Below are 23,508 nucleotides of genomic sequence, written 5' to 3'. Positions count from 1 at the left end.
GGGGCGAAATCAGAGAGGCAGAGGACGAAATCGACCCGATGGTGGTGCGCTGTGTGCAAAATGCCGCATCATCGATGCGGCAGGCCCGCCGGTCATTCGCCCTGCGCGCGGGCCATCATGTCCATCCAGTCGCGCGCGCTGTTGCGGTCATCCTCATCCTTGAAGGCGACATCCAGATCGGGCGCGGCGCCCAGCATATACAGCAGCGTCCACAGCGCGAAGCGGCGGGCGCGGTCTTTTTCCATCCCGAAATCGACCCGCATCCGTTCGATCCCGGCGGCGAGCCCTTCGGGTGTGACATCGGCCAGATCGTCGGTGGCGAAATAGCGGCGCAGCTGATCGTCGAAATCCATGAGCGCAGCAACACCAGCCCATGCCCGCCGTCAAGCGCCGCGAACCGATACACAAATGCTATTGCGTTTCGTTAGTAGCAATGCGACCCGCGCCCCGGATAACAAGGATAAAGGGTCTTCTTCACAATGCCTCGCAGACATCTGTTCGCCGCCGGTCTGAGCCTGTCGGCGCTGGCCGGGATCATTCCCGGTGCGCAGGCGCAAACGACCGCCGCAGAGGCGGCCATCCCGGCGGCAGGCACCCAGGTGGGCAATGGGCGGTTCGAACGGGCGGTGGGCCCGACCATCGTCAACCGGGGCAGCGAGCTCTACAGCTTCTCCTCCTTCAAGATCGATTCCGCCGATGGGCAGCGGCATTACTGGGTGCAGATCGCCGTGCCGAAACGTGCCGCGCCTGCCCGTGGCTATCCGGTGCTCTATATGGTCGATGGCAATGCCGCGATGGGGCTGATCAGCGATCCGGAACTCGAAGCGCTCTACATCCTTTCACCGCCGGTGCTGGTCGCGATCGGCTATGACACGGCGGCGCGGGTCGATACGCTGGCGCGCGCCTATGACTATACCCCGCCGGTCATCCAGGACGGCAAGCCGATCGCCCCGGTGGTGCGCGGGCGCCCCGGCGGCGGGGCGGACATCTTCGCCCATTTCATCGAACAGCAGATCAAGCCGCGCGTCGAAGCCATGGCGAAGATCGACCGCCAGCGGCAGACGCTGTGGGGCCATTCGTTTGGCGGGCTGTTCACGCTCTACACGCTGCGCAACCACCCTGAATTCTACCAGCGCTACGCCGCCGGCGATGCATCGCTGTGGTATCATGACGGCGAACTGGTCAGCGACATCATCGCCACCCCGCCGCACGCGCTGAACGGCCGGGTACTGCGGATGATGAGCGGCGGCGGCCGCGATGCCACACGGACGGCAGCGCCAGCCGGAGCCGGCACAGCCGCGCCCACCCAGGCCCCGCCAAGCCCCGCAACACCGCAAGCACCCCGTCAGCCGGACACCAGCCGGGGCGTGCCGCGCCTGCCCGATGCAACCGAACGGGTGGTGGCCGCATTCGGCCAGGCCGGGGCGCAGATCGAATATCGCCAGTTTCCCGGCCTCAGCCATGGGGAGATGATGCGCGCTTCGCTGATCCCCGCGCTGATGCTGGCCGCCCGGCCCGACGCGGGCGAATAGCTGAGCACAACAAAAAGCCCTCCTCTCCAATCGGAGAGAAGGGCCTTTGGCGGATTGCGGGCCAAACGGCCCGCAAACACAAATCAGAGCTTCAGGCGTGCGCCGAGGAAGAACAGGCGGCCGAATTTTTCATATTCGGTCACCCGCGAACGGTCGCCGGCATAGCGGACACCCGGAGTGTTGGTCAGGTTCTTGGCTTCCAGGAACAGGTTGAAATTGTCCGTGAAGTCATAGCTGGCCGTCAGGTCGAGCTGTTCGCGACCTTCCCAATAGGTATCCAGCGCGGCATTGCCGTAATCGAATTCATCACGGTAGTCGCTGCGCTTGGTATAGGCGAGGCGGGCGTTGAAACCGGCCCATTCGTAGAAGATCGCCGCGTTATAGGTCCATTCGGACTGGTTCGGCAGGGTCACTTCCATGGCCCGATCCGGAACCGCGCCCGGCAGAGTCATCTTGGCATCGGCATAGGCGATATTCCCGAATACGCCGAAGCCGGCCAGCGCACCCGGCAGGAAGGTGGCCTGTGCCTGCACCGCCAGTTCGGCGCCCAGGATGGAACCTTCCGGTGCATTCATCTTCTGGATCAGGCGAACATTGTCGCGACCGTCGAAGGTCACACCGGATTCGCGGATCTCGAACGAATAGTCCTTCAGATCCTTGTAGAACACATTGACCGAAATCATGCCCAGCGGACGGAAGTAGTATTCCAGGCCAGCATCGAGATTGTTCGACAGCGTCGGGTTCAGATCGGGGTTGCCGACTTCGACTTCCAGGCCCGAATCCGCTTCGGCGATGCGCGGAACGACATCGCGGTAATTCGGCCGCGAAATGGCGCGGCTGGCGGCAGCGCGCGCAATCAGATTGTCGGTCAGCGCGACACGCAGCGTCAGATTGGGGAAGAAGTCGGTATAGCTGCGCGTCACGAACTGCGGCACCAGAGTTTCGGTGTCTTCATTGAAGCGGGCAGCCTGACCTTCGAAACGGGTGTGTTCGACGCGACCACCGATGATCAGATTGGCGTTGCCCATTTCGACGCGGGTCATCAGGTAACCGGCAAAGATATCTTCCGACACGCGGTAATCGGAATTGACCGAATCCGGCACGCGCGGGCTCAGCTTGGTGTTCGCTTCGGTTTCGCGGAAGTAATCGCCCAGCATCTGCGAATTGAACTTGCGACCCAGCAGATAGTCGAAGTTCTGCGAGGGGATATCGGTCAGATAATCTGCCATCGAACCATGTTCTGCGGCCCAGCTGGCGGCAGAGCTGCGATCGCGCCACTGGTCATTGTCCGCGTTCACATCGCGGATGCGGATCTTGGCGCCGGCCTGGATCGTCGCATCGCTGCCGAACAGCGTGGTCGGAATGCGCAGATTGGTCTGGAAGCCCAGCTCATCCTGCTCGGTCGGCTGTTCGCGCAGCGCGGTTTCGCGATAGGCATAGCGGCTGACGTCCAGATGCTCGCCGGTTTCGAACAGCGAAATCGCCGGCAGATCGGGGTTGGTGACGAAGTCCTGATCGATCGTCGGGCGCGCCGAACTGCGGAAACGCAGCTGGGCACGGATCGGATAGGTCTGGGTGGAACGGGCGTAGGACACGGTATAATCCAGGCCCAGTCCGGCTGATTCATGTTCACCGCCGGCGGAAACGACCAGCGATTCATCCTTCATGATGCGGTGGCGGAATTCCTTCTCGATCCGGGTGTTGGACCAGGTTGCAGTACCTTCGGTCGCACCTTCTTCCAGATCGCCGTCGGAATAGATCACCGCCAGCAGATTGCGATTTTCATCGTCGGTGCGGCGGGTCCAGGTGCTGCGCACGAAGAACTTGCTGACATTGTCAGGGCGGAATTCGACGGCACCGGTCAGCGACAGACGTTCGCGCCGGGTGTCGTAATCCTTGTATTCCTGTTCCGGCACGCCGAGAATTTCGTCGCCTTCGGGGCGTTCGACCACATCCCAGATGGATTCGAAATTGTCGACCTTGCGGTTGGTCTGCGCCAGGCTGCCGGACAGCAGGATGCCGACATTGCCGAAGGTGTTGCTGACGGTGCCGCCGAACCGATAATCGCTGGTGTCACCGAATTCATTGTAGCTGGCGCCGCCATTGGCGGTGATGCGCAGGCCATTGGTGTCGAAGGGCGAACGCGTGGTCAGATTGACCGCACCGGCGATCGAATCCGCTTCCTGATAAGGCAGCAACGTCTTCGACACTTCGACAGAGGACACCACATCCGACGGAATGGAGCCGAGATCGACCGCGCGCGTATCCGGGCTGGTCGAAGGCAGGCTGATGCCGTCCACGGTGATGGCGGTGAATTCCGACGGCGCGCCGCGGATGGAGATGAAATTGCCTTCGCCCTGGTCGCGTTCCACGCCGAAACCGGGGACGCGCTGCAGCGCTTCGGCAATGTTGTTGTCGGGGAAGCGGCCAATGGCGTCCGACGAAATCACATTGGTGGTGTTGTCGGCATTGCGCTGCTGGTTGAGCGCGCGGGCAGTCGCATCCAGGATGGAACCGCTTACCACGATCACATTGCCTTCAGCTTCCTGTGCCTGGAGTACAACCTGCACATCATTGGCGGCGCCCTGCGTCACGCTGATGGTCTGCGTACCCGACTGCACGCCCAGATAGTTCACGACCAGCGTGGCCTGACCTTCGGGCAGCGAGGGGACGACGAAGCGGCCCTGACGGTCGGCGACGACGCGCTGGCCGGTTTCGCTGACGATCACTTCCGCCCCCGGAAGCGCGGCGCCATTGGCGTCCAGCACGCGGCCGGTGACGGTGTTCTGCGCCAGAGCGACCGTGGGAGAGAAGAACAGCGTTGCCGCTGCCAGCAGCGCGACCTTGCGCCCGCGAACCCTGTTGATGCCGACCATTATCTTACCTTCAATTGTGACATGTTCTGGCGGCCGGATAGGTTCGGCAAATGACGGTTTTCTGACAAAATCCGGTCCGAAAAGTGGACAATTTTCTGCAACAAAAGCGACACAAAATGTCGCTAGAGGCCGCTGGTTTCAGTCCTGCGCCAAATCTGGCGCACAGGCATCTCCCCCGGCGCCGGCCCTGTTACGGCAAAAACAAAGGATTTCCGCCCGATGTCGCGCATCACGCCCGTTCGCATGCTCATGGCCGCTTTGGCCCTCAGCGCAACACCCACTGTGGCATTTGCACAACAACAACCGGTCGTTGATTTGCGCGGGGAAAAGGCCCCGCCGGCGCCCGGGCGCCCCTATGCCGCCCGCAACCTGCCTGACCGAATCATTCTGAGCCCTGCGGCAGACCCCACCACCGGCATGGCCGTGTCGTGGCGCACCGACATGGCGACCGAAGGCACTGTGGCCGAACTGGCACTGTTGCTGCCCACCCCGGCCTTCGGTCAGAACGCGCAGCAGGTGCTCGGCCAGTCGGTCCCGACGCTCAGCGAAAATGGTGGCGCGCTCTACCACAAGGTCCGCTTCACCGGGCTGCAGCCGGACACGGCCTATGCCTATCGCGTGAAAGGTTCGGGCGGCTTTTCCGAATGGCACCAGTTCCGCACCGCTGCTGCGAATACCGATCCGTTCCGCTTCATCTATTTCGGGGATACGCAGAACGGCATTCTGGAAATCGGCTCGCTCGCCTGGCGCCGCGCGCTGCTGATGGCGGGCGATCCCCGGCTGGTGCTGCACGCCGGCGATCTGGTCGCCAGCCGCGACAATATGGTCCATGATGATGAATGGGGCGAATGGGCCGCATCGGGCGGCTGGGCCATGGCCGCTATTCCGCAGGCTCCCGCTACCGGCAATCATGAATATGTCGATATTCCTGGCCCGGAAGGACAGGAAAACCGTCAATTGGGCCCGCATTTCCCGCTGATGTTCGCCCTGCCCGAAAATGGCGCGCCGGGCGTGGAAAAGACCAGCTACAGCTTCGATTATCAGGGCGCGCGGATCATCGTGATGGACGGCACCTCCGCCCTCGATCTCGGCACGCTGCCGGCCCAGACCGCCTGGCTGCAGGCGCAACTGGCCGATGCCGGTTCCCGCTGGAAGATCGTGCTGTTCCACCAGCCGCTGTTCACCTGCGCCCGCCCGCGCGACACCAAGGTGCTCAAGGATGCGTGGAAGCAGATCTTCGAAACCAATGGCGTGGATCTGGTGCTGCAGGGGCATGACCATTGCTACGCCCGGCTGACGGCAGAGGAAGGCCGTGAAGCCGGCAATGCCGCCCGCGCCAACGGCGCCACCCAGGGGCCGGTCTATCTCGTCTCGGTCGCCGGATCGAAGATGTATGGCCTCAACGATCGCGCGCTGACCCAGCCAGATCGCGTGGCTGAAGACAGCAGCATGTTCCAGATCGTGGATGTGGCGCCGGGCAAGCTGTCGCTGCGCACCTATCTCAACACCGGTGTGCTGTATGACGGCTTCGATCTGGACAAGGGCGCCGATGGTCGCAACCATTTGACCAATGTCGCCGCCGAACTGCCCGAAGTGCGCCACTGCAGCGGCCCGGTACAGCAGGTCGATGGACCGATGCCGGCCGGCAGGCTGGGCCCCGACGGCCTGCCCTGCACCGCCGATATCAAGGACTAAGCATACAGCATGACGACGGGGGACCGATCAAGGGCCCTCGTCGTCAGCCTTCCATGCCGGCGCGGATGGTCTGCGGAACTTCCTCCCCGGAACCATTGCCCCCTGGATCATCATGGATGCGGGCGATCAGGATTGCCGCATCCACCAGATATTCGCATTCCTTTTCCGATGGCGGCGCGCCCCTGCCAGCCGCATGATGCATCACGCTGCCGATCAGCGTGTGCAGCGCGAACAGAATACCCCGCTCGCTCGCCTCCGGCGCCAGTTGCCGCATCGGCGCGAAATAATAGGGCAGCACCAGCGCGCCATGCGAACGAACCGCTTTGGCGATGGCCGGATCATTGCGCGCAGCGGCGAAGATATGCACGAAGGCTACCCCGCGATGGCCGCGATACATGATCGCGCAAATGCGGACGTGGGCGATCAGGATATCGCGCGGCGTCGCATCGGGTGCGAATTCCGGCTCGAAAGACAGGGCCGTTTCATCCAGCAGATGCAGAATCAGATCGCCCTTGGAATCGAACCGCCGGTACAGGGTGGAACGGCTGCAGCCCACCGCCTGGGCGATCGCTTCGAAGGTCAGCGCCGCGCAACCCGACTGCGCGATCAGCCGCCAGGCGGCATCGCGAATCTGCACATCGCGCTCCGCACTGCGGGGCCGCCCCGGAGCACGGGCGCCTTCGCTCTCAGGGCTGTTCACGCAATTCTCCCGCCATTCGTCATTTTATTTCAGCGCTCGCAAAACTGTAACAGAGTTTCGATACGAGCCCGTATCGTAATCAGCAGCTACGAGGCAACCATGTAAACCGCGCTGGATAGGTTTGGCCGCCATCCTGACGCCTGCGGCGGTCCCCGACCGTCGATAACCGATATGGTTTCCCAGAATCTGTTCCAACCTCCGGGCAGCAGCGCTGCTCCGGGCGAACAAACACGCGTTCACAACAAAAACTTGAGGGCATAATGTTGAACAAGGGTCGCAAAACCGCATTTACCGCCTCGCTTGTCGCGATGGCCTGGGCATCCTGCTCACAGGCACAGGCGCAAACCACCACCGCACCGGCAGACGGCACCGCTGCCGCCGAACCGGCAGCCGAAGCCATCGTCGTCAGCGGCTATCGCCTGCAGAACCAGCGCTCGATTTCCGCCAAGCGCAATGCCGACACCATTTCCGAATTCGTCACCGCCGATGACGCGGGCCAGAACCCGGATTACAACATCGCCGATGCGCTGCGCCGCGTGCCCGGCGTTTCGGCCGTGTTCGACGAAGACGAAGGCCGCTACGCCGCCGTGCGCGGTCTCAATCCCGATTACACGCTGGTCACCTTCAACGGCCTGCAACTGGCGTCGAGCGATCAGGCCAGCCGTCGCGTGCTGATCGAACAGGTGCCTGCCAGCGCCGTCGCCCGGATGGAAGTGGTGAAATCGCTGACCCCGGCGCATGACGGCAATGCCATCGGCGGCCTGGTGGATCTGCAGACGCGCAGCGCCTTCGACACCAATGGCACCTATCTCGCCGGGCAGGCGCTGGTCGGCTATTACGACAGCAACAATGTTCCCGGCAAAGGCGCACCGTCCTATCGCGCGGACGCCACGCTGACGACGCGGTTCGGCCCGGATGATGTGTTCGGCATCATGCTGACCGGCAGCTACATGGAACGCACCCGCGATCAGGAACGGCTGATCATCGCCAGCAACAGCTATTTCACCGCCAGTGGCGTGGCCGCGACCGATCCGCTCAACCAGGATGTCACCAGCGTGCCCAATGGCGGGCTGTTCCTCAACTATGCCCTCAACTCCAAGCGCTGGGGCGGATCTGGCGCGCTGGAATACAAGCCTGACGGCAATTTCTACGCCTCGCTCTATTACGGGCGCTACACCCAGGACGATGACGAAACTCGCTATTCCGTCACGCTGACGCCGGCTTCCACCCCGGTCATCACCGGGCCGAACACCGGCAGCGTCGCCACCGCCAGCGCCACCATCAACACCAGCCAGTTCGTGATTTCCAAACCGGTCGATGTCGCGCAGGCACGCATCGAATGGGACAATGACCAGACCAGCATCAAGCTGGGCGGTTCTCTCTCCCAGTCACGCTGGGATGAAATCGGCCCGGGCGCCAGCTTCTCCAGCGGCAACCGTTCGCAGATCGGTTATTCCTACGACACAACGGGCGTACCGACCTACAGCTTCAACGATCCGGCCTATTTCTCCAACACCGCCAATTACAACTTCACCTCCGCCAGCAGTTCCGATTTCAACGTGCGCGAACAGGTCCGCGCGGTGAAGGGCGATGTGCGCCACAGCCTTGACAGCATGTGGCAGATCGGTGCCGGCGCCGCCTACAAATCGGCCGAACGCACGGTCGATCGCGAAGCCCCGTCCTGGACCAGCAGCACCCCGCGCACGCTGGATCAGTTCGACCGCACCGAAAGCTACACCCCGCCCTATGGCACCGCGCCGCTGCCGATGGTCGACCGCGAATTGTTCTGGGATTATCTCTATGGCAATCCCGGCGCTTTCACCCAGGCGCAGCGCGGCAATTCCGCGCTGACCGGCGATTATCGCTTCAAGGAAGATGTCACCGCCATCTACGGCCTGGTCGAAGCCAGGGGCGACCGGTTCCACTTCATCGGCGGCGGCCGCTATGAATGGACCGACGTGAATGTGGATCGCTACGCGCTGGTCAATGGCATCATCGATCCGGTTGCCGACGCGAATGACTATGGCGATTTCCTGCCGTCCGCACTGATCTCCTATGATCTGACCCCGGCCTTCAAGCTGCGCGCCGCCTACAGCCGCTCGCTCGGCCGCCCGAACCAGACCGATCTGGCCGGCGGAGAAACCCGCACGGAAACGGCCGGCATCGTCAATGTGTCGCGCCCCAACCCGACGCTCAAGCCGCGCCGGGCCGACAATTTCGACATCTCGGCTGAATATTACTTCGCCGGCAACAGCGGCATCCTGTCCGCCGGCGTGTTCCACAAGAACATCAAGGACGAGATTTTCCGCGGCGTGACCCAGGTCGTCGATGGCCCGCTGACCTATGTGTTCTCCGAACCGCAGAACCTGGAATCGGCCAAGCTGACCGGGCTGGAACTGAGCGCGGTCATGAACAGCCTGCCGTTCCTGCCCCCGGCGCTGTCGGGCCTGGGCGTCTCGGTCAACTACACGATCATCAAGACCGATGCCGCCATCGTCATGGCCAATGGCACGCGCCGCGATGTCGATCAGCTGATCGATCAGCCCAAGCACATGTTCAACGCCTCCGTCTTCTACAAGGACAGCTGGTTCGAAGGGCGGGTCAGCTATTCGCGGCCGGGCGTTTCCTATCAGGCGCTCAGCACGGCCTCGCCGCTGCAGGATCTGCTCTATCAGCCGTTCAATCAGCTTGATGCGCAGATCCGCATCAAGCTGACCGATCAGGTGCAGTTCGTGGCCGAAGGGCGCAACCTGCTCGGTGAATCCCGTGACACACGCTACGCCGTCTATGACGAAGTGAGAGAGATCAACCAGCACGGCCGCGGCTTCTGGGCCGGGCTTTCCTTCCGCTACTGATCGCTGCGACGGGTGCGATCCCGGTCGCACCCGTCCAACCGAGGATGACCCCGATGCTTCGCAAAATTCTGGCTGCCACCCTCCTGGCCGCCCCCTGCCTGCCCCTGCCCGCGCTCGCGGCAGAGCCCGCCGCCCAACAGACCACCCAGACCCGCGCCCAGCAGCTGGTCGCCCGCCTGCGCGATCCCGATGGCCCCGCCATGATCGTGGCCCATCGCGGCTGCCATGTGGAAGCCCCGGAAAACTCGCTCGCCGCGTTTGAGCGCTGCATGCGCCTGGGCATCGACATCATTGAAACCGATGTGCAGATCACCAAGGATGGCGCGCTGATCCTGATGCACGACACCACCGTGGACCGCACGACCAATGGCACCGGCCGCGTGGCGGATATGACGCTGGCCGAACTCAAGGCGCTGCGCCTGCGCTTCGGCACCGGCGGGCCCGATGCGCCGATGACCGGTGAACAGATCCCGACCTTCGAAGAAGCGATGGAGGCCATGCGCGGCCGCATCCTGGTCGATCTGGATGCCAAGGGCCCCGATCTGCCCGCTGTGTGGGCGCAATCGCTGACCCTGCTGGAACGGATGGGCGTGCTCGATCAGATGACGGTCAAGCTGACCGCCGGGCGCGATGATCATCTGCTCGGCAAGGTGCCGCTGCTGGACAAGGTGACCTATCTCCAGCGCGTCACCAGCTTCGGCGCACCGCTGTCGGACATTGTCGCCAGCCACAGCCAGTACCGGCCCGCCGCCTACACGGTGGTGTTCCTCAACCTGCCCTATTTCGAAGAAGGCGTCGCCGCCGTCCGCGCCAGCGGGGCCCGCGCCTGGGCCGAACCGTTCTGGGGCGCGACCGCCGGCGGCTATTCGGACGAGCTGGCCATGCTCGATCCCGATGCCAATTGGGGCCGCCTGCTGCAGGCCGGCGCGACCGTGTTCCTGACCGATCGCCCGGAATCGCTGGCCGTCTATCTGGCCGCCAAGGGCGTCCGCCCGTTCGGTTCGTAAATAAGGACCGGGGGCGTGCGACCACGCCCCCGGCCTTAATTGATCAGATAGGGTAATGCCCCGGTTCGGTTTCGAACGTGACCCAGCGCAGTTCGGTGAAGGAATCGATCCCCGCCTTGCCGCCGAACCGGCCATAGCCCGACGCCTTCATCCCGCCGAAGGGCATCTGCGGCTCGTCCGACACGGTCGAGGCATTGATGTGGCAGATGCCCGCCTGAATGCGCCTGGCCACCTTCAGCCCGCGCGCCGTATCCTTCGTGAAAACCGCCGATGACAGGCCGTATTCGGTGTCATTGGCCAGTTCGATGGCATGGTCTTCATCGCGCGAGCGGATGATGCCGACCACCGGGCCGAAGCTTTCGTCGCGGAACAGCTTCATCTCCGGCGTCACCTTGTCCACCAGATGCGCAGGCATCAGCACGTTATGCGTGGTGTCCCCGCCGGTCAGCAGCACGGCGCCCTTGCCCACCGCATCTGCCACCAGAGAATAGCAATGATCCACCGTCTTGCGGTCGACCACGGCGCCCAGCGGGGTCTTGCCCTCGCGCGGGTCGCCCACCGGCATGCTCTTCACCTTCTCGGCGAATTTGCGCGCGAATTCATCGGCCACGCTTTCGACCACGATGATCCGCTCGGTCGACATGCAGATCTGGCCCTGGTTCATATAGGCACCAAACGCCGCCGCCTTCACCGCTTCGTCCAGATCGGCATCATGCAGCACCAGCATCGGCGCCTTGCCGCCCAGTTCGAGCAGCACGGGCTTGAGATGTTCGGCCGCCCGCTTGGCGATGATCTTGCCCACGGCGGTGGAGCCGGTGAAATTGATCCGCTTCACCTGCGGCGCATCGATCAGTGCGCCCACCACCTCGCCGGCATCGGCCGGGTCATTGGTCACCACATTCACCACGCCTTCGGGGAAGCCTGCCTCGGCAAAGGCCTCGATGATCAGCGCATGGGTGCGCGGGCATTGTTCCGATGCCTTCAGGATCACGCTGTTGCCGCAGGCCAGCGGCACGGCGATCGCGCGCACGCCCAGGATGATCGGCGCATTCCACGGCGCAATGCCCAGCATCACGCCCACCGGTTCGCGCAGCGCCAGTGCCACGGTGCCGTCATGATCGGACGGGATCACCTCGCCCGCGATCTGGGTGGTGATGGCCGCCGCTTCGCGCACCATGCCGGCGGCCAGCGCCAGGTTGAACATGGCCCAGCCGGCGGTGGCGCCGATTTCGCCCATCATCGCCTCGACAAAGGCATCCTTGCGCGCCTGCAGCGCATCGGCCGCCTTCATCAGCACGGCGCGGCGGGCATTGGGCCCCAGCCTGGACCATTGCACGAAACCGGCCTGCGCCTTTTCGGCAATGGCGGGGATATCGCCCGCCTTCATCGCCTGCGCGCTCGACGCCACTTCCCCGGTCATCGGGTTCAATCGCTGAAATGTCATGCCCATCCTCTCCGCTTGGGTCAGGCGGAACACCGCCTTTGCCCCATGGATAGCGGGCGGAAGGGATTTGCCAAGAGGAGCGCGGCAGAGGCGCCCCAGGCTCAGCCGCGCCCGATAAAGGGCATGGCGCTGGCCATCACGGTCATGAACTGGACATTGGTCGACAGCGGCAGGCTGTCCATATAGGCGACCGCCTCCCCCGCTTCGGTCACATCCATCAGCGGTTCGGCACGGCGGCTGCCATCGGCCTGCAGCGCGCCATCCATCACCCCGCCGCCCAGATCGGTCGCGGCATTGCCGATATCGATCTGGCCGCAGGCAATGTTGTAGCGCCGCCCTTCCAGCGATCCCGACCGCGTCAGCCCGGTGATCGCATGCTTGGTGGCGGTATAGGCGGCGGAAAACAGCCGCGGCACATGGGCAGACAGCGACCCGTTGTTGATGATCCGCCCACCCTGCGGATCCTGATCCTTCATCACGCGGAAGGCGGCGCGCAAACACAGGAAAGCGCCGGTGGTGTTCACATCCACCAGCCGCCGCCAGTCGGTCAGCGCCAGATCCTCGATCGGCGTGGCCGGCAGGGCCAGCCCGGCATTGTTGAACAGCAGATCGATCCGCCCGAAATGGTCCACCGCCTGCGCGAACAGTGCATCGACCGCCGCTTCATCGGCGACATCGCAGGGCGCCACCAGCGTCGGTATATCGCCGGCCAGCGCTGCGGTTTCCTCCAGCACGGCAGACCGCCGCCCGACCAGCACCAGGCGGTAACCCCGGGCCGCCAGCGCCAGCGCGGCGGCCCGGCCGATCCCGCTGCCCGCCCCGGTAATCAGCCCCACGCGCCCGTCCTGCTGTCCGCCTGCCATCATACGCTCCTTATATCCTCCTGGTCCTCGCCGCGCTGGCGCGGAAAACGCGTCACTGCACCGGGGTCACCAGCGGCTTGCCAGCCAGAAAGGCGCGGATATTGCCCAGCACCAGATCGGCCATCGCCGCCCGGGTTTCCACCGTCGCGCTGGCGATATGCGGGGTCAGCACGGTGTTGGGCAAGCGGCGCAGCGCTTCGGGCACGCGCGGTTCGTCGATGAACACATCCAGCCCGGCCCCGGCGATCACGCCATCCTCCAGCGCGGCGATCAGCGCCGCTTCCTCCACCACCGATCCACGGGAAATATTGACCAGTACGCCGGATGATCCAAGCGCCTGCAGCACCTCGGCATCGACCGCGCCGGCCGTTTCCTGGGTTGCCGCCGCCGCGATGAACAGCACATCGGCCCAGGCCGCCAGTTCCGACAGGCTGTCGAACCGTCGATAATCAACGGGCTTGCCGCTGCGGGAAGCATAGCCGACCTCGCCAAAGCCGCGCGCGCGCTGGGCAATGGCCGATCCGATCGCGCCCAGGCCGAAAATGCCCATGCGTGATCCGGTCACCTTGCGCGCCAGCGGCATCTCGCTGTCAGGCCAGTGCCCGGCCCGGACATGGGCATCGGCGGCGGGAATGCGGCGCTTGAGCGCAATCATCAGCCCGATGGCCAGATCCGCCACATCATCGGCCAGCGTATCGGGCGTCGTCGTCACCCCCACCCCGCGTTCACGCGCCAGCGGCAGAGACACCTTGTCCGTGCCCACGCCATTGAGCGCCACCAGCCCCAGCGCCGGCAACTGCCGCATCAGTTCCGGCGGGCAACCGACATGGCCCCCGGCGGTGACCACGCGCACCTGATGCCCGCGTTCCTTCAGCAGGCTGCGCTGTTCCTCGGCGGTCAGATCGAACCAGCGTACCACCTCCAGCAGCTGCGCCAGCTGCGCCTCCATCGGCGCGGAAAACCCGTTCATCTGCAGCGCCAGGGGCTTGTCGCCCTGTGTGTCAGCGGCCATCGGCCCTTCCCTTCTCATTAGATTACTGTGGTGATGCCGCCATCGACATAGAGCGTCTGGCCATTGACGAAATTCGATGCGGCCGATGCCAGGAAGATCGCCGCGCCATGCAGATCGGACAATTCGCCCCAGCGCCCCGCTGGCGTTCGCTGGCAGATCCAGCCGTCGAACACCGGATCGGCCACCAGCGCGGCATTGAGCGGTGTGTTGAAATAGCCCGGCGCAATCGCATTCACCTGAATGCCATGGCCGGCCCAGTCGGCGCACATCCCCCGCGTCAGATTGCGGATCGCCCCCTTGGCTGCCGTATAGGGGGCAATCGTCGGGCGGGCGAGTTCGCTCTGCACGCTGGCGATATTGATGATCTTGCCGCTGCGGCGGGCGATCATGCCAGGCGCCACCCGCTTGCTGACATAATAGACGCCATCCAGATTGGTCGCCATCAGTTCGCGCCAGTCGCCATCGTCGAATTCATGCAGGGGCGCACGGCGCTGCACCCCGGCATTGTTGACCAGAATATCGATCGGCTGGTCCTGTTCGATCGCGCCGATCGCGGCATGAATGGCCGCCGGATCGGTCACGTCGAAATGGCACGCACTGGCGCTGCCGCCGGTCGCGCGGATCGCCTCAACCGCTGCCTCCAGCGCGGCCGGATCGCGGGCATTCAGCATCACATGCGCCCCGGCCCCGGCCATGGCGCGGGCCAGGGCAAAGCCGATCCCGCGCGATGATCCGGTGATCAGCGCATTGCGTCCGGCCAGGCTGAACAGTTCGAGAATGCACCCCTCCTCTGATTGGGGCCCCGGCATAGGAAGGGACCGATACCATGGCAACAGGATTTGCCCGCTAAGCCCGGCAATGATAACGGTCCCACCAGCGAGGGAGAACAGGATGCAGGCGGCAATTTGCCACGGGGCGAAGGATTTGCGGATCGAGCATTGCACCGATGCACCGCTCGCCGCCGATGAGGTGCGGGTGGCCGTGGCCTACGGCGGGATCTGCGGGTCGGACATGCATTATTTCCATCGCGGTGCGGTCGGCGATTTTGCGCTGCGCGAACCCATGGTCCTCGGGCATGAGATTTCCGGCCGGGTGCTCGAATGGGGCTCTGCCGTCTCCGGGCTCACCGTCGGGCAGAAGGCCGCGCTCAACCCCAGCCGCGCCTGTCTGCACTGCGACTGGTGCCGCGCCGGGCGCAGCAATCTGTGCGCCGATATGCGCTTCCTGGGCAGTGCGGGCCGCTTCCCCCATGTGCAGGGCGGCTTTGCCGAACATCTGGTGCTGCGCGCCGATCAGGTGATCCCCGTGCCGGAGAATACCGATCTGCTGGCGCTGTCGGTGGCCGAACCGCTGTCCGTGGCGCTGCATGCGGTGAAGCGCGCGGGCGAATTGCTCGGCCGCCGGGTCATCGTCACCGGATCGGGCCCGATCGGCCTGCTCACCGCGCGCTGCGCGCTGCTGGCCGGCGCCGTCCATGTCGTGTGCACCGATATCGAAGACGCGGCACTCGCCGTGGCGAAAGATCGGATTGGCGTTGCCGAAACACTCAATGTCCGCAGTGATCCCGATGGCCTTGCTCGTTATCGCGCCGATGACCAGGCCTTCGATATCGCTTTCGAAGCCTCGGGATCGCCCAGCGCGCTCCATTCGCTGTTCCCGGTGATGCGGCGCGGCGGGCGGATCGTGCAATTGGGCATGATGCCGCCGGGCGAAGTGTCGCTGCCGATCAACCAGCTGCAGACGCGTGAAATCGATCTGGTCGGCGCCTTCCGCGCGCATGATGAATTCGCTTTGGCGGCCCAGCTGATCATGACCGGGCAGATCGATGTCTCGCCGATCCTGTCGGGCACCTATCCGCTGGCCGATGCGATATCCGCCTTCGAACAGGCGGGGGATCGCAGCCGCGTGGTCAAGCTGCATATTGCCATTGCCAAACAGGAATGATGTGCCGAATGGCCGCAATGACAGGGTATTGAGAGGATCAAGCGTGAAATCGACCCGTCGCCCGACCATTCGCGAAGTGGCCCAGCTGGCCGGCGTCTCGCGCATGACCGTATCGCGCGTGGTCAGCGATCCCGACGTGGTGCTGCCCGCCACGCGGGACCGGGTGAACCGCGCTATCGCCGATCTCGGCTATGTGCCGGACAAGGCCGCCGGCGGATTGTCCAGCCGGCGCACGGGTTTCGTCGCACTGATGCTGCCGACGCTGACCAATGCCAATTTCGCCTCCGTCGCCCATGGCCTGACCGAAGTGCTGCGCGGATCCGATTATGATCTGCTGATCGCCTATACCGATTACGATCTGGGTGAAGAGGAACGCCAGCTGCGCAATCTGCTGGCCCGCCGGCCCGAAGCCATCGTCCTGACCGGCGCATCGCACAGTCGGGAAATTGCCCGCCTGCTGCTGGCGGCCAATATCCCGATCTTGGAGATTGCCGATCTGCCCCACCGCCCGATCGAACATGTGATCGGCTTTTCCAATCATGAGGTTGGCCGCACAGCGGCGCGCTATCTGCTCGATCGCGGCTTCACCCGCCTCGGCGCCATCGGTGCGGTCTATGATGGCAGCGTGCTCGATCATCGCGGAGAAGAACGTATTCGCGGTTTCGAGGAAGAACTGCGGCGCTCCGGCCTGCCCACCACCGGCGTGATCCGCCACGGCATCGCCCCGCTCAGCTATGATCATGGCGTGGGCGCGCTGCAGGAATTGCAGCGCCGCGCGCCCGACACCCAGGCGCTGTTCGCCGTGTCCGATCTGTCGGCCGTGGGGGTGGTGATGGAATGCCAGCGGCAGGGGCTGCGCGTGCCCGATGATCTTTCGATCATGGGCTTCGGCAATTTCGAGATCGGCCGCGAAATCAACCCGCCGCTGACCACGATCAATGTCGATTTCCATGGGCTGGGCAGCCAGACCGGGCGGCTGATCGTCGATCTGCTCGGCTCTGCCACCCCGCCCGCGCGGGAAGCAGCCCATCGGGTCGATGTCGGGCTGGCGGTCATCGAACGGAACACCGTCCGCCCGGCATGACCGACACGCCTGCCGTTTCAGGCCACCATGCGCCGCGCGCCATCGTCGTCATGGGCCCCAGCGGCAATGGCAAATCCACCCTGGCCCGGCGCCTCGCCACCCGGCTCGGCCACGTCTTCATCGAAGGCGATGATTGCCACCCGCCGGCCAATATCGCCAAGATGGCCCGGGGCGAACCGCTGACCGACACCGATCGCGCGCCCTTCCTCGCCGCTGTCGGCGCCGCGCTCGCCGCCCATCCTCACGGCGCAGTGGCCGCCTGCTCGGCGCTCCGACGCGCCTATCGTGATCAGCTGCGCGCCCTGGCCGGTGATATTGTGTTCGTCCTGCCCCGGACCAGCCGGGCGCAATTATGGGCCCGGATGCAGACCCGCAAAGATCACTTCATGCCCGCCAGCCTGCTCGACAGCCAGCTGGCCGCTTTCGAGCCTTTGCAGCCGGATGAAAGCTTCGTCTTGGTGGATGGCAATGCGCGGCCGGGGCGGCAGGTGCAGGCGGTGCTGGATGCCCTGAACCGTCCCGTTTGATTTCGCTTTAACCCTTCGCGCTGGCAACCTGTTCGGCCACATGACTGCGCCACAGTGCCGCCAGCAGATCGGTCTGGGTGATCAGGCCGACCAGCCGCCCCTCCCCATCCACGATCAGCGCATCATGATGCACCCCGCCCGAAAGCGCGGGCAGCAATTCGTCGATCGGCTGATCGGGCGTCACCCGGCATCCATCCCGCTTCATCACATCGCGCACCAGCCGGCCATTGCCCGCCAGCAATTGCGCATGGCCCACGATCCCCAGGGCGAAACCATGCGCATCGACCACCGGCATGGAGGACAGGCCCCGATCCAGCATCCGGTCGCGCGCCTGGCCCACGCCTTCATCGGGCTGAGCGGTGATCATGTCGCGTGACATGATATCGGCGCAGCTGAGATTGCGATGCAGCCGGCGATGGGCGCGCGCCTCCACCTGACGGAACAGGGTTTCCAGATCTTCCAGGCTGACGTCCAGCAGCTCGTCATATTGCGCCAGCACCGCGCCCAGATCGGCGGTGGTGAAGCCCACGCGATCCTGCGGCAGCGGATCGGTCGTGCCATGCGGCAAGGGTACCGCCGGTACGGGGCGATGCGGATATCGATGGCGCGTGGCATTGTTGTACAGCCAGGCCGCCGCCAGCAGGATCACCGAATTGATCGCCACCGGCACCAGCACGAAGGACAGCCCGGCCTCCGTGACGGCGGGGCCGCCCAGCACGGCGGTCAGGGCCATGGCGCCGCCGGGCGGATGCAGGCAGCGGGACAGGCTCATCGCCCCGATCGCCAGCGCCACCGCCAGCGGGGCGGCCAGCAGCGGATCGGTCACGAACATCGCGCACACCACGCCGACGAAGGCGGAAATGCCATTGCCGCCGATCACCGACCAGGGCTGCGCCAGCGGGCTGGCCGGCACCGCGAACAACAGCACCGCCGATGCGCCCATCGGTGCCAGCAGGAACGGCAGTCCGTGGGTCGTACCGAGCCAGAGGAAGCCGACAAAGCCGGTCAGGAATATGCCCAGCAGCGCGCCGATCGCGGCGCGAAACCCGTCAAGGCGCCCGACCGGGGCAAAGCGCTTCAGGTAACTGAGGGCAGAAGGCATGGGCAGGCACCGCTGTCGGTTGAAGGTTTTGCGACGGATTGTGCCGCGCCCCCTACCCCAGCTGTCGCATTCCGCCAAATCTGTGGGCGCGGGCGGTGATTTCCGCTATGGGCGCGCTCTCCCCCATCATGGAATGCCCGTCAGTGACCGAAGCCGAAATGCCGATCTGCGTCGCCGCGCTTTACCAGTTCACCCGCTTCGATGATCCGGCGCAGGTGCAGGCCGGGCTCGAACCGCTGCTGCTCTCGCTCGGCATCAAGGGCACGCTGCTGATCGCCCGCGAAGGGATCAATGGCACGGTCGCCGGCACCGATGATGCCATCGCCGCGCTGCTCGTCCATATTCGCACCCTGCCCGGTTGCGCCGGGATCGATGTGAAGCTGTCGCGCGCGCCCGATCTGCCCTTCCACCGCACCAAGGTGAAGCTGAAGCGCGAAATCGTCACCATGGGGCAGCCCGATATCGATCCGCTGGCCGATGTCGGCCATTATGTGATGCCCGAAGACTGGAACGCGCTGATTTCCAGCCCCGATGTCATCGTGATCGACACGCGCAATGATTACGAAGTGGCCGTGGGCCAGTTCCATGGCGCCATCGACCCCAAGACCGCCAGCTTCCGCGATTTCCCGGGATGGTTCCGCAGCGAACGCGAACGCCTGTTGGGTGAAGGCAAACCTGCCCGCGTGGCGATGTATTGCACCGGCGGCATCCGCTGCGAAAAATCCACCGCCTTCCTCAAGGCCGAAGGGGTGGAGGATGTCTATCATCTGAAGGGCGGCATCCTCAATTACCTGGAACATGTGCCGGCGGATCAGAGCCTGTGGGAAGGCGAATGCTTCGTCTTCGATCAGCGGGTGACCGTCACCCATGATCTGGAACCGGGCAGCTATGCCGTCTGCCACGCCTGCCGCCTGCCCGTCAGCCAGGAAGAACAGGCTTCCCCCCTGTATGAAGCGGGCGTCAGCTGCCCCGCCTGCCACGGCACCAAGACGGAAGCCCAGCGCGCCAGCTACGCCGAACGCCAGCGCCAGGAAGACCTCGCCCTGTCCCGCGGCACCACCCACGTCGGCGCCACCCGCAAGCAGGGCGATCCCGAAGCGGAGTAACAGGGGCAAAGGTCAGCGCAGGCCCACACCCAACCCCTCCCAACACAAACCTCAACGCGTGGCCTCCGACAAGCTCAGGCTGAACGGTTGTTTTTCCAAGAGAAACGGCAAAACGACACCACCCCCAGCGCCCCACCTCCGCTCGCCCTGAGCCCGTCGAAGGGCAGCCACAACGCCAGCCCCACAAACCCCTACCTACCCCCGCCTCACCACACCTCGGCCGCCGCCCGCCGTTCCGCCAGCTTGGCGTTGATCCGCCAGCCGATCCAGGCCGCCGGGAACAGGCCCAGCCCGGCGAAGACATAGGGTGCATCCACGCTGACGGCGGAAAACAGCACCCCGGCCACCAGCGGGCCGATGATCCGCGCCAGTGCGCTCAGCGCCCCGTTCAGGCCCAGCATCGCGCCCTGTTGATGCGGCTCGCTGGCGTGGGAAATCAGCCCGGCAATCGCCGGATTGGTGATGGAAATGCCCAGCACCGTCAGCGGGATCAGCCCCACCAGCCAGGCGCCATTGGGTGCATAGACCTGCGCGATCAGGCTCACGCCCGATATCGCCAGCCCCAGCGCCAGCGTGCTCGCCTCGCCAATGCGGCGGACCAGCCAGCCGGCCACCACTGCCTGGGTCAGGGCGGACAGCGCCCCGATCATGGCGAAGGTCAGCCCCACCTCATGCGGGCCCCAGCCGAACCGCGCCTTGGTCCACAGGCCGAAAATCGCCTCCATCGCGGAAAAGGCGCTGATCGCCACCAGCGTGGTCAGCAGCACGTTGAAGATGATCGGATTGGCCATGGCATCGCGCAGCCGGGCGCGCTGGCCCTGCGCGGTTGCGGCATGGCGCGTTTCCTTCAGCAGGGCGATGATTCCCACCACCGCCAGCAGGCTCAAACCGCAGGCCACCAGCAGAGGCGGGCGGAACCCGGCCAGCCCGGCGCCTTCGACCACCAGCAGTCCGCCGATGGCCGGGCCGACCATGAAGCCGACGCCGAATGCCGCCCCCAGCAGACCCAGCCGCGCGGTGCGCTGGTGGGGCGGGGTGATGTCCGCCACATAGGCCTGGGTCACGCCCATATTGCCGCCCGCCACCCCGGCAAACAGCCGCAGCAGCAAGGCCGTCCAGTAATCGGGCGCATAGGCCAGCAGGGCATAGCTGATGCCCACCACCGCCATGGTGAACAGCAGCACGGGCTTGCGCCCCCAGCGGTCGGAAATCCGCCCCCACACGGGTTCGCCCACGAACTGCCCCACCGAATAGGCGGAAAACAGCACCGTCACCTGCCAGGCGTCGATGCCGAAGCTATCGGCATAAAATGGCAGCAGCGGGATCACGATCCCGAAGCCGGCGATGTTGATGAACACAATCAGCAGCAGGACGATCAGCGCCCCATTGCCCTTCGCCGCTGCATTTTCCGCTGACATGCCGAACTTTCCCCCAAAACCTCCGTGCCGGCGGCTTGATGCCTGCCCCGTGCTGCGGACGCTGCGCGCCCATAGCCGATGTCACGCGGCAGAATAAGCCGCCGAATGCATCGTGGCGGCGGAATAAAACGCGCAGCACACACGTATGCGCGGCGGATCGATCACTTTTCCTGCCGGAGATTACATTCTTGCCCCAGCGCACTTCACGGCCCCTGCCGGGCCGCCCGCTTGCCCGCGCCTGTCGCCCCGCCCTGCTCCTTCTGACGCTGTCCTTCACAGTTCCGGCTTTAGCCAATGACGGGACCAATGAAGGAGGCGGCGAAAGCGGATATCCGCATGTCCCCGAACCCATGGTGTTCGACATGATGCGCCCGCTCGGCGCGAAGAAGGGCGAACTGGAAGCCAACACGCTGGCTGTCATGCCGCTATCCGGTGATCGTACAATCGCCTGGGCACCGGAAGTGGAATATGCCTTCGCCGATGGTTTCGCGGTGGAGGCGGAACTGCCGTTCGAAGACGGGCGCCTGGCCGAACTCAAGCTGGGGCTGCAAGCCGCCTGGGGCAGCTTCAACGGCGGGAAATCCGCCCATGGCGTGCAATATCTCGGCATCTATGACCGGCACAGCGGCCGCTATTCCAACACGCTGGTCTATATGCTGGTGCATCGCTTCGATGATCGCTGGAGCAGCGTCAACATGGTCGGGCTGGATGATATCAGCCTGAACGGCGGGCCGGCGCGCAATGCGGCGGTGGTCAATCATTCCACCTTCTATGATGCGGCCGCCGGCACTGTGCTCGGCGTGGAGATCAATTTCCTGGGCGGGCACGAAGGCCATGTGATGGTGATGCCGCAATGGCACCAGAAACTGGGCACCAAGATGAGCCTGCAGGCGGGCCTGGGCGCGCAGAAGGATCGGGGCGACGCGCTGCGCCCGCGCGCCGGGCTGCGGCTGATCCGCGAATTTTAGTCTGTCGACCATGGAATAAACCCGTTCCGGCAGGCGTAACCTGCCCATGAACTTGCTTGAATACCCTGTTTCAGTTCCTTCCCGGCCGGTCCCTCAAGCGGTGCCGGGAATGGAGCAGGCAGGTGGCCGACCGGACCGCACCCCCACACCGCGGATTTCCCTGGTCGCGCCACTGGCCGGCGCGGACACACCCCCGTACGCGCCGGCCCGCCCGCTCCGCATCGCCCTGTTTTCCGGCAATTATGATTGCGTGCGCGATGGCGCGAACAAGGCGCTGAACCGGCTGGTCGGCTTCCTGCTGCAGGATGACCGGGCGCAGGTCCGGGTCTTTTCCCCGCGCGCGCCGCAGCCGGCCTTCGATGCCGTGGGCGATATCCGCGCGGTCCGCTCGCTTGCCCTGCCCGGCCGCCCCGAATACCGGCTCGCGCTGGGGTTGACCCGCGCAGCGCAGCGCGATCTGGATGATTTCCGGCCCGACATCGTCCATCTCTCCGCGCCCGATCTGCTCGGGCGGCAAGCGCAGAAATATGCCCGGGCGCGCGGTATTCCGGTGATCGCCAGCCTGCACACGCGGTTCGAAACCTATGCCGATTATTATCGCATCGGCTTCCTGCGCCCGACGATCGAGCGCTATCTCGACCGGTTCTACGGCGATTGCGATCACATCCTGGCCCCCACCGCGCCGATCGCCGCCGATCTGGCCGCGCGCCACGGGCAGGGCCGGGTATCGATCTGGGGACGTGGTGTGGACCGGCGGATTTTTCACCCGGCGCTGCGCTGCGACAAGCTGCGCGCCCGGCTCGGCTATCGCCCCTATGATATCGTGCCGCTGTTCTTCGGCCGGCTGGTGATGGAAAAGGGGCTGGCCCTGTTTGCCGAAACCATTGCTGCCCTGCGCGCCCGCGGCCACCGCATCCGCCCGCTGGTGGTGGGGGAAGGCCCTGCACGCGGCTGGCTCGAACGCCATCTGCCCAGCGCCGTCTTCACCGGCCATCTGGAGGGGGAAGACCTCGGCCGCACCATCGCCAGCGCAGACATGCTGATCAATCCCAGCGTTACCGAAGCCTTCGGCAACGTCAATCTGGAAGCCATGGCCGCCGGCCTGCCCGTGATTTCCGCCGATGTGGACAGTGCTTCCGCCCTGATCACCGATGGGCTCAACGGGCTGCTGGTTCCGCCCCAAGATGCGACGGCCTATGTCGGGGCGACAGAACGGCTGATTGCCGATACGGTCCTGCGGCGGAAACTGGCGGCCTATGCCGGGGATACCGCCGGGCAGTACCGCTGGGACAGGATCCTGGGATCGGTGCTGACCGCCTACAACACTTGCGCGACGGCGCATTCAACCGTTCGGAGCTGAGGGACAGCCGGCGTG

At 64.9% G+C, this 23,508-nt stretch carries 19 protein-coding genes; 10 read left to right on the top strand and 9 right to left on the bottom strand.

Features of this window, described 5'->3' with window-relative positions; translation table 11 throughout:
- Nucleotides 1–92: 92 nt before the first annotated feature.
- Nucleotides 93–353 (bottom strand): hypothetical protein, encoded by a 261-nt coding sequence (locus GRI97_RS17170; RefSeq protein WP_161392440.1) that lies wholly within the window; start codon nt 351–353, stop codon nt 93–95.
- 126 nt (nt 354–479) lie between these two features.
- Between GRI97_RS17170 and GRI97_RS17165 the strand changes: the two genes are divergently transcribed.
- Nucleotides 480–1,532 carry an alpha/beta hydrolase gene (locus GRI97_RS17165; RefSeq protein WP_161392439.1) on the top strand — a complete coding sequence of 351 codons (1,053 nt, stop codon included), beginning with the start codon at nt 480–482 and terminating at the stop codon, nt 1,530–1,532.
- 83 nt (nt 1,533–1,615) lie between these two features.
- Here GRI97_RS17165 and GRI97_RS17160 read toward each other — a convergent pair whose 3' ends face one another.
- Nucleotides 1,616–4,408, bottom strand: coding sequence for a TonB-dependent receptor (locus tag GRI97_RS17160; protein ID WP_161392438.1), 2,793 nt, complete (start codon nt 4,406–4,408; stop codon nt 1,616–1,618).
- A gap of 315 nt (nt 4,409–4,723) precedes the next feature.
- On the opposite strand from GRI97_RS17160, the gene GRI97_RS17155 reads away from it, so the two are divergent.
- A complete protein-coding gene (locus GRI97_RS17155; RefSeq protein WP_235917924.1) occupies nt 4,724–6,103 on the top strand; it encodes a purple acid phosphatase family protein in 1,380 nt (459 codons plus the stop codon).
- A 43-nt stretch (nt 6,104–6,146) separates the two neighbouring features.
- Here GRI97_RS17155 and GRI97_RS17150 read toward each other — a convergent pair whose 3' ends face one another.
- Nucleotides 6,147–6,803, bottom strand: a complete 657-nt coding sequence (locus GRI97_RS17150) for a TetR/AcrR family transcriptional regulator (protein ID WP_161392437.1) — start codon at nt 6,801–6,803, stop codon at nt 6,147–6,149.
- 260 nt (nt 6,804–7,063) lie between these two features.
- On the opposite strand from GRI97_RS17150, the gene GRI97_RS17145 reads away from it, so the two are divergent.
- Both GRI97_RS17145 and GRI97_RS17140 read left to right on the top strand, forming a co-directional pair.
- A complete protein-coding gene (locus tag GRI97_RS17145; RefSeq protein ID WP_161392436.1) occupies nt 7,064–9,658 on the top strand; it encodes a TonB-dependent receptor in 2,595 nt (864 codons plus the stop codon).
- Between the two features lie 53 nt (nt 9,659–9,711).
- Nucleotides 9,712–10,665: a glycerophosphodiester phosphodiesterase family protein gene (locus tag GRI97_RS17140; RefSeq protein WP_161392435.1), complete on the top strand. Its 954-nt coding sequence runs from the start codon at nt 9,712–9,714 to the stop codon at nt 10,663–10,665.
- 43 nt (nt 10,666–10,708) lie between these two features.
- Here GRI97_RS17140 and GRI97_RS17135 read toward each other — a convergent pair whose 3' ends face one another.
- The 4 genes from GRI97_RS17135 to GRI97_RS17120 all read right to left on the bottom strand — a co-directional run bounded on the left by GRI97_RS17135 (nt 10,709) and on the right by GRI97_RS17120 (nt 14,793).
- A complete protein-coding gene (locus GRI97_RS17135; RefSeq protein ID WP_161392434.1) occupies nt 10,709–12,109 on the bottom strand; it encodes an aldehyde dehydrogenase in 1,401 nt (466 codons plus the stop codon).
- A 101-nt stretch (nt 12,110–12,210) separates the two neighbouring features.
- The gene (locus GRI97_RS17130; RefSeq protein ID WP_161392433.1) at nt 12,211–12,972 is read right to left on the bottom strand and encodes an SDR family oxidoreductase; all 762 of its coding nucleotides are present in this window, start codon (nt 12,970–12,972) and stop codon (nt 12,211–12,213) included.
- Nucleotides 12,973–13,024: 52 nt separating this feature from the next.
- Nucleotides 13,025–13,984 (bottom strand): 2-hydroxyacid dehydrogenase, encoded by a 960-nt coding sequence (locus tag GRI97_RS17125; RefSeq protein ID WP_202392833.1) that lies wholly within the window; start codon nt 13,982–13,984, stop codon nt 13,025–13,027.
- 17 nt (nt 13,985–14,001) lie between these two features.
- Nucleotides 14,002–14,793, bottom strand: a complete 792-nt coding sequence (locus GRI97_RS17120; RefSeq protein ID WP_161392432.1) for an SDR family oxidoreductase — start codon at nt 14,791–14,793, stop codon at nt 14,002–14,004.
- A gap of 82 nt (nt 14,794–14,875) precedes the next feature.
- On the opposite strand from GRI97_RS17120, the gene GRI97_RS17115 reads away from it, so the two are divergent.
- From GRI97_RS17115 to GRI97_RS17105, 3 genes are read left to right on the top strand one after another with little or no spacing between them, the layout of a single operon-like run.
- Nucleotides 14,876–15,928, top strand: a complete 1,053-nt coding sequence (locus GRI97_RS17115; protein ID WP_161392431.1) for an L-idonate 5-dehydrogenase — start codon at nt 14,876–14,878, stop codon at nt 15,926–15,928.
- Between the two features lie 43 nt (nt 15,929–15,971).
- Nucleotides 15,972–17,012, top strand: a complete 1,041-nt coding sequence (locus GRI97_RS17110; RefSeq protein ID WP_328598587.1) for a LacI family DNA-binding transcriptional regulator — start codon at nt 15,972–15,974, stop codon at nt 17,010–17,012.
- Nucleotides 17,009–17,539, top strand: coding sequence for a gluconokinase (locus tag GRI97_RS17105; RefSeq protein ID WP_202392831.1), 531 nt, complete (start codon nt 17,009–17,011; stop codon nt 17,537–17,539). Before GRI97_RS17110 ends, GRI97_RS17105 begins: the two co-directional genes overlap by 4 nt.
- Before the next feature lie 7 nt (nt 17,540–17,546).
- Here GRI97_RS17105 and GRI97_RS17100 read toward each other — a convergent pair whose 3' ends face one another.
- Complete coding sequence (locus tag GRI97_RS17100; protein ID WP_161392430.1) at nt 17,547–18,641, bottom strand: HPP family protein; 1,095 nt, start codon at nt 18,639–18,641, stop codon at nt 17,547–17,549.
- Between the two features lie 107 nt (nt 18,642–18,748).
- Between GRI97_RS17100 and trhO the strand changes: the two genes are divergently transcribed.
- Nucleotides 18,749–19,747, top strand: a complete 999-nt coding sequence (trhO, locus tag GRI97_RS17095; protein WP_235917923.1) for an oxygen-dependent tRNA uridine(34) hydroxylase TrhO — start codon at nt 18,749–18,751, stop codon at nt 19,745–19,747.
- Between the two features lie 206 nt (nt 19,748–19,953).
- Here trhO and GRI97_RS17090 read toward each other — a convergent pair whose 3' ends face one another.
- Nucleotides 19,954–21,165 carry an MFS transporter gene (locus GRI97_RS17090; protein ID WP_161392429.1) on the bottom strand — a complete coding sequence of 404 codons (1,212 nt, stop codon included), beginning with the start codon at nt 21,163–21,165 and terminating at the stop codon, nt 19,954–19,956.
- A 188-nt stretch (nt 21,166–21,353) separates the two neighbouring features.
- On the opposite strand from GRI97_RS17090, the gene GRI97_RS17085 reads away from it, so the two are divergent.
- Together GRI97_RS17085 and GRI97_RS17080 are read left to right on the top strand one after the other, a co-directional pair.
- Entirely contained in the window at nt 21,354–22,133 is a 780-nt protein-coding gene (locus tag GRI97_RS17085; RefSeq protein WP_235917922.1) for a hypothetical protein, read from the top strand.
- Between the two features lie 109 nt (nt 22,134–22,242).
- Nucleotides 22,243–23,493, top strand: coding sequence for a glycosyltransferase family 4 protein (locus GRI97_RS17080; RefSeq protein WP_161392428.1), 1,251 nt, complete (start codon nt 22,243–22,245; stop codon nt 23,491–23,493).
- Nucleotides 23,494–23,508: the final 15 nt, after the last annotated feature.

This window comes from Croceibacterium xixiisoli, from assembly GCF_009827305.1.
GTDB classification, from domain to species: domain Bacteria; phylum Pseudomonadota; class Alphaproteobacteria; order Sphingomonadales; family Sphingomonadaceae; genus Croceibacterium_C; species Croceibacterium_C xixiisoli.
The sequence above is the reverse complement of the archived record's forward strand: the minus strand, read 5'-3'. Positions and strand labels throughout refer to the sequence as shown.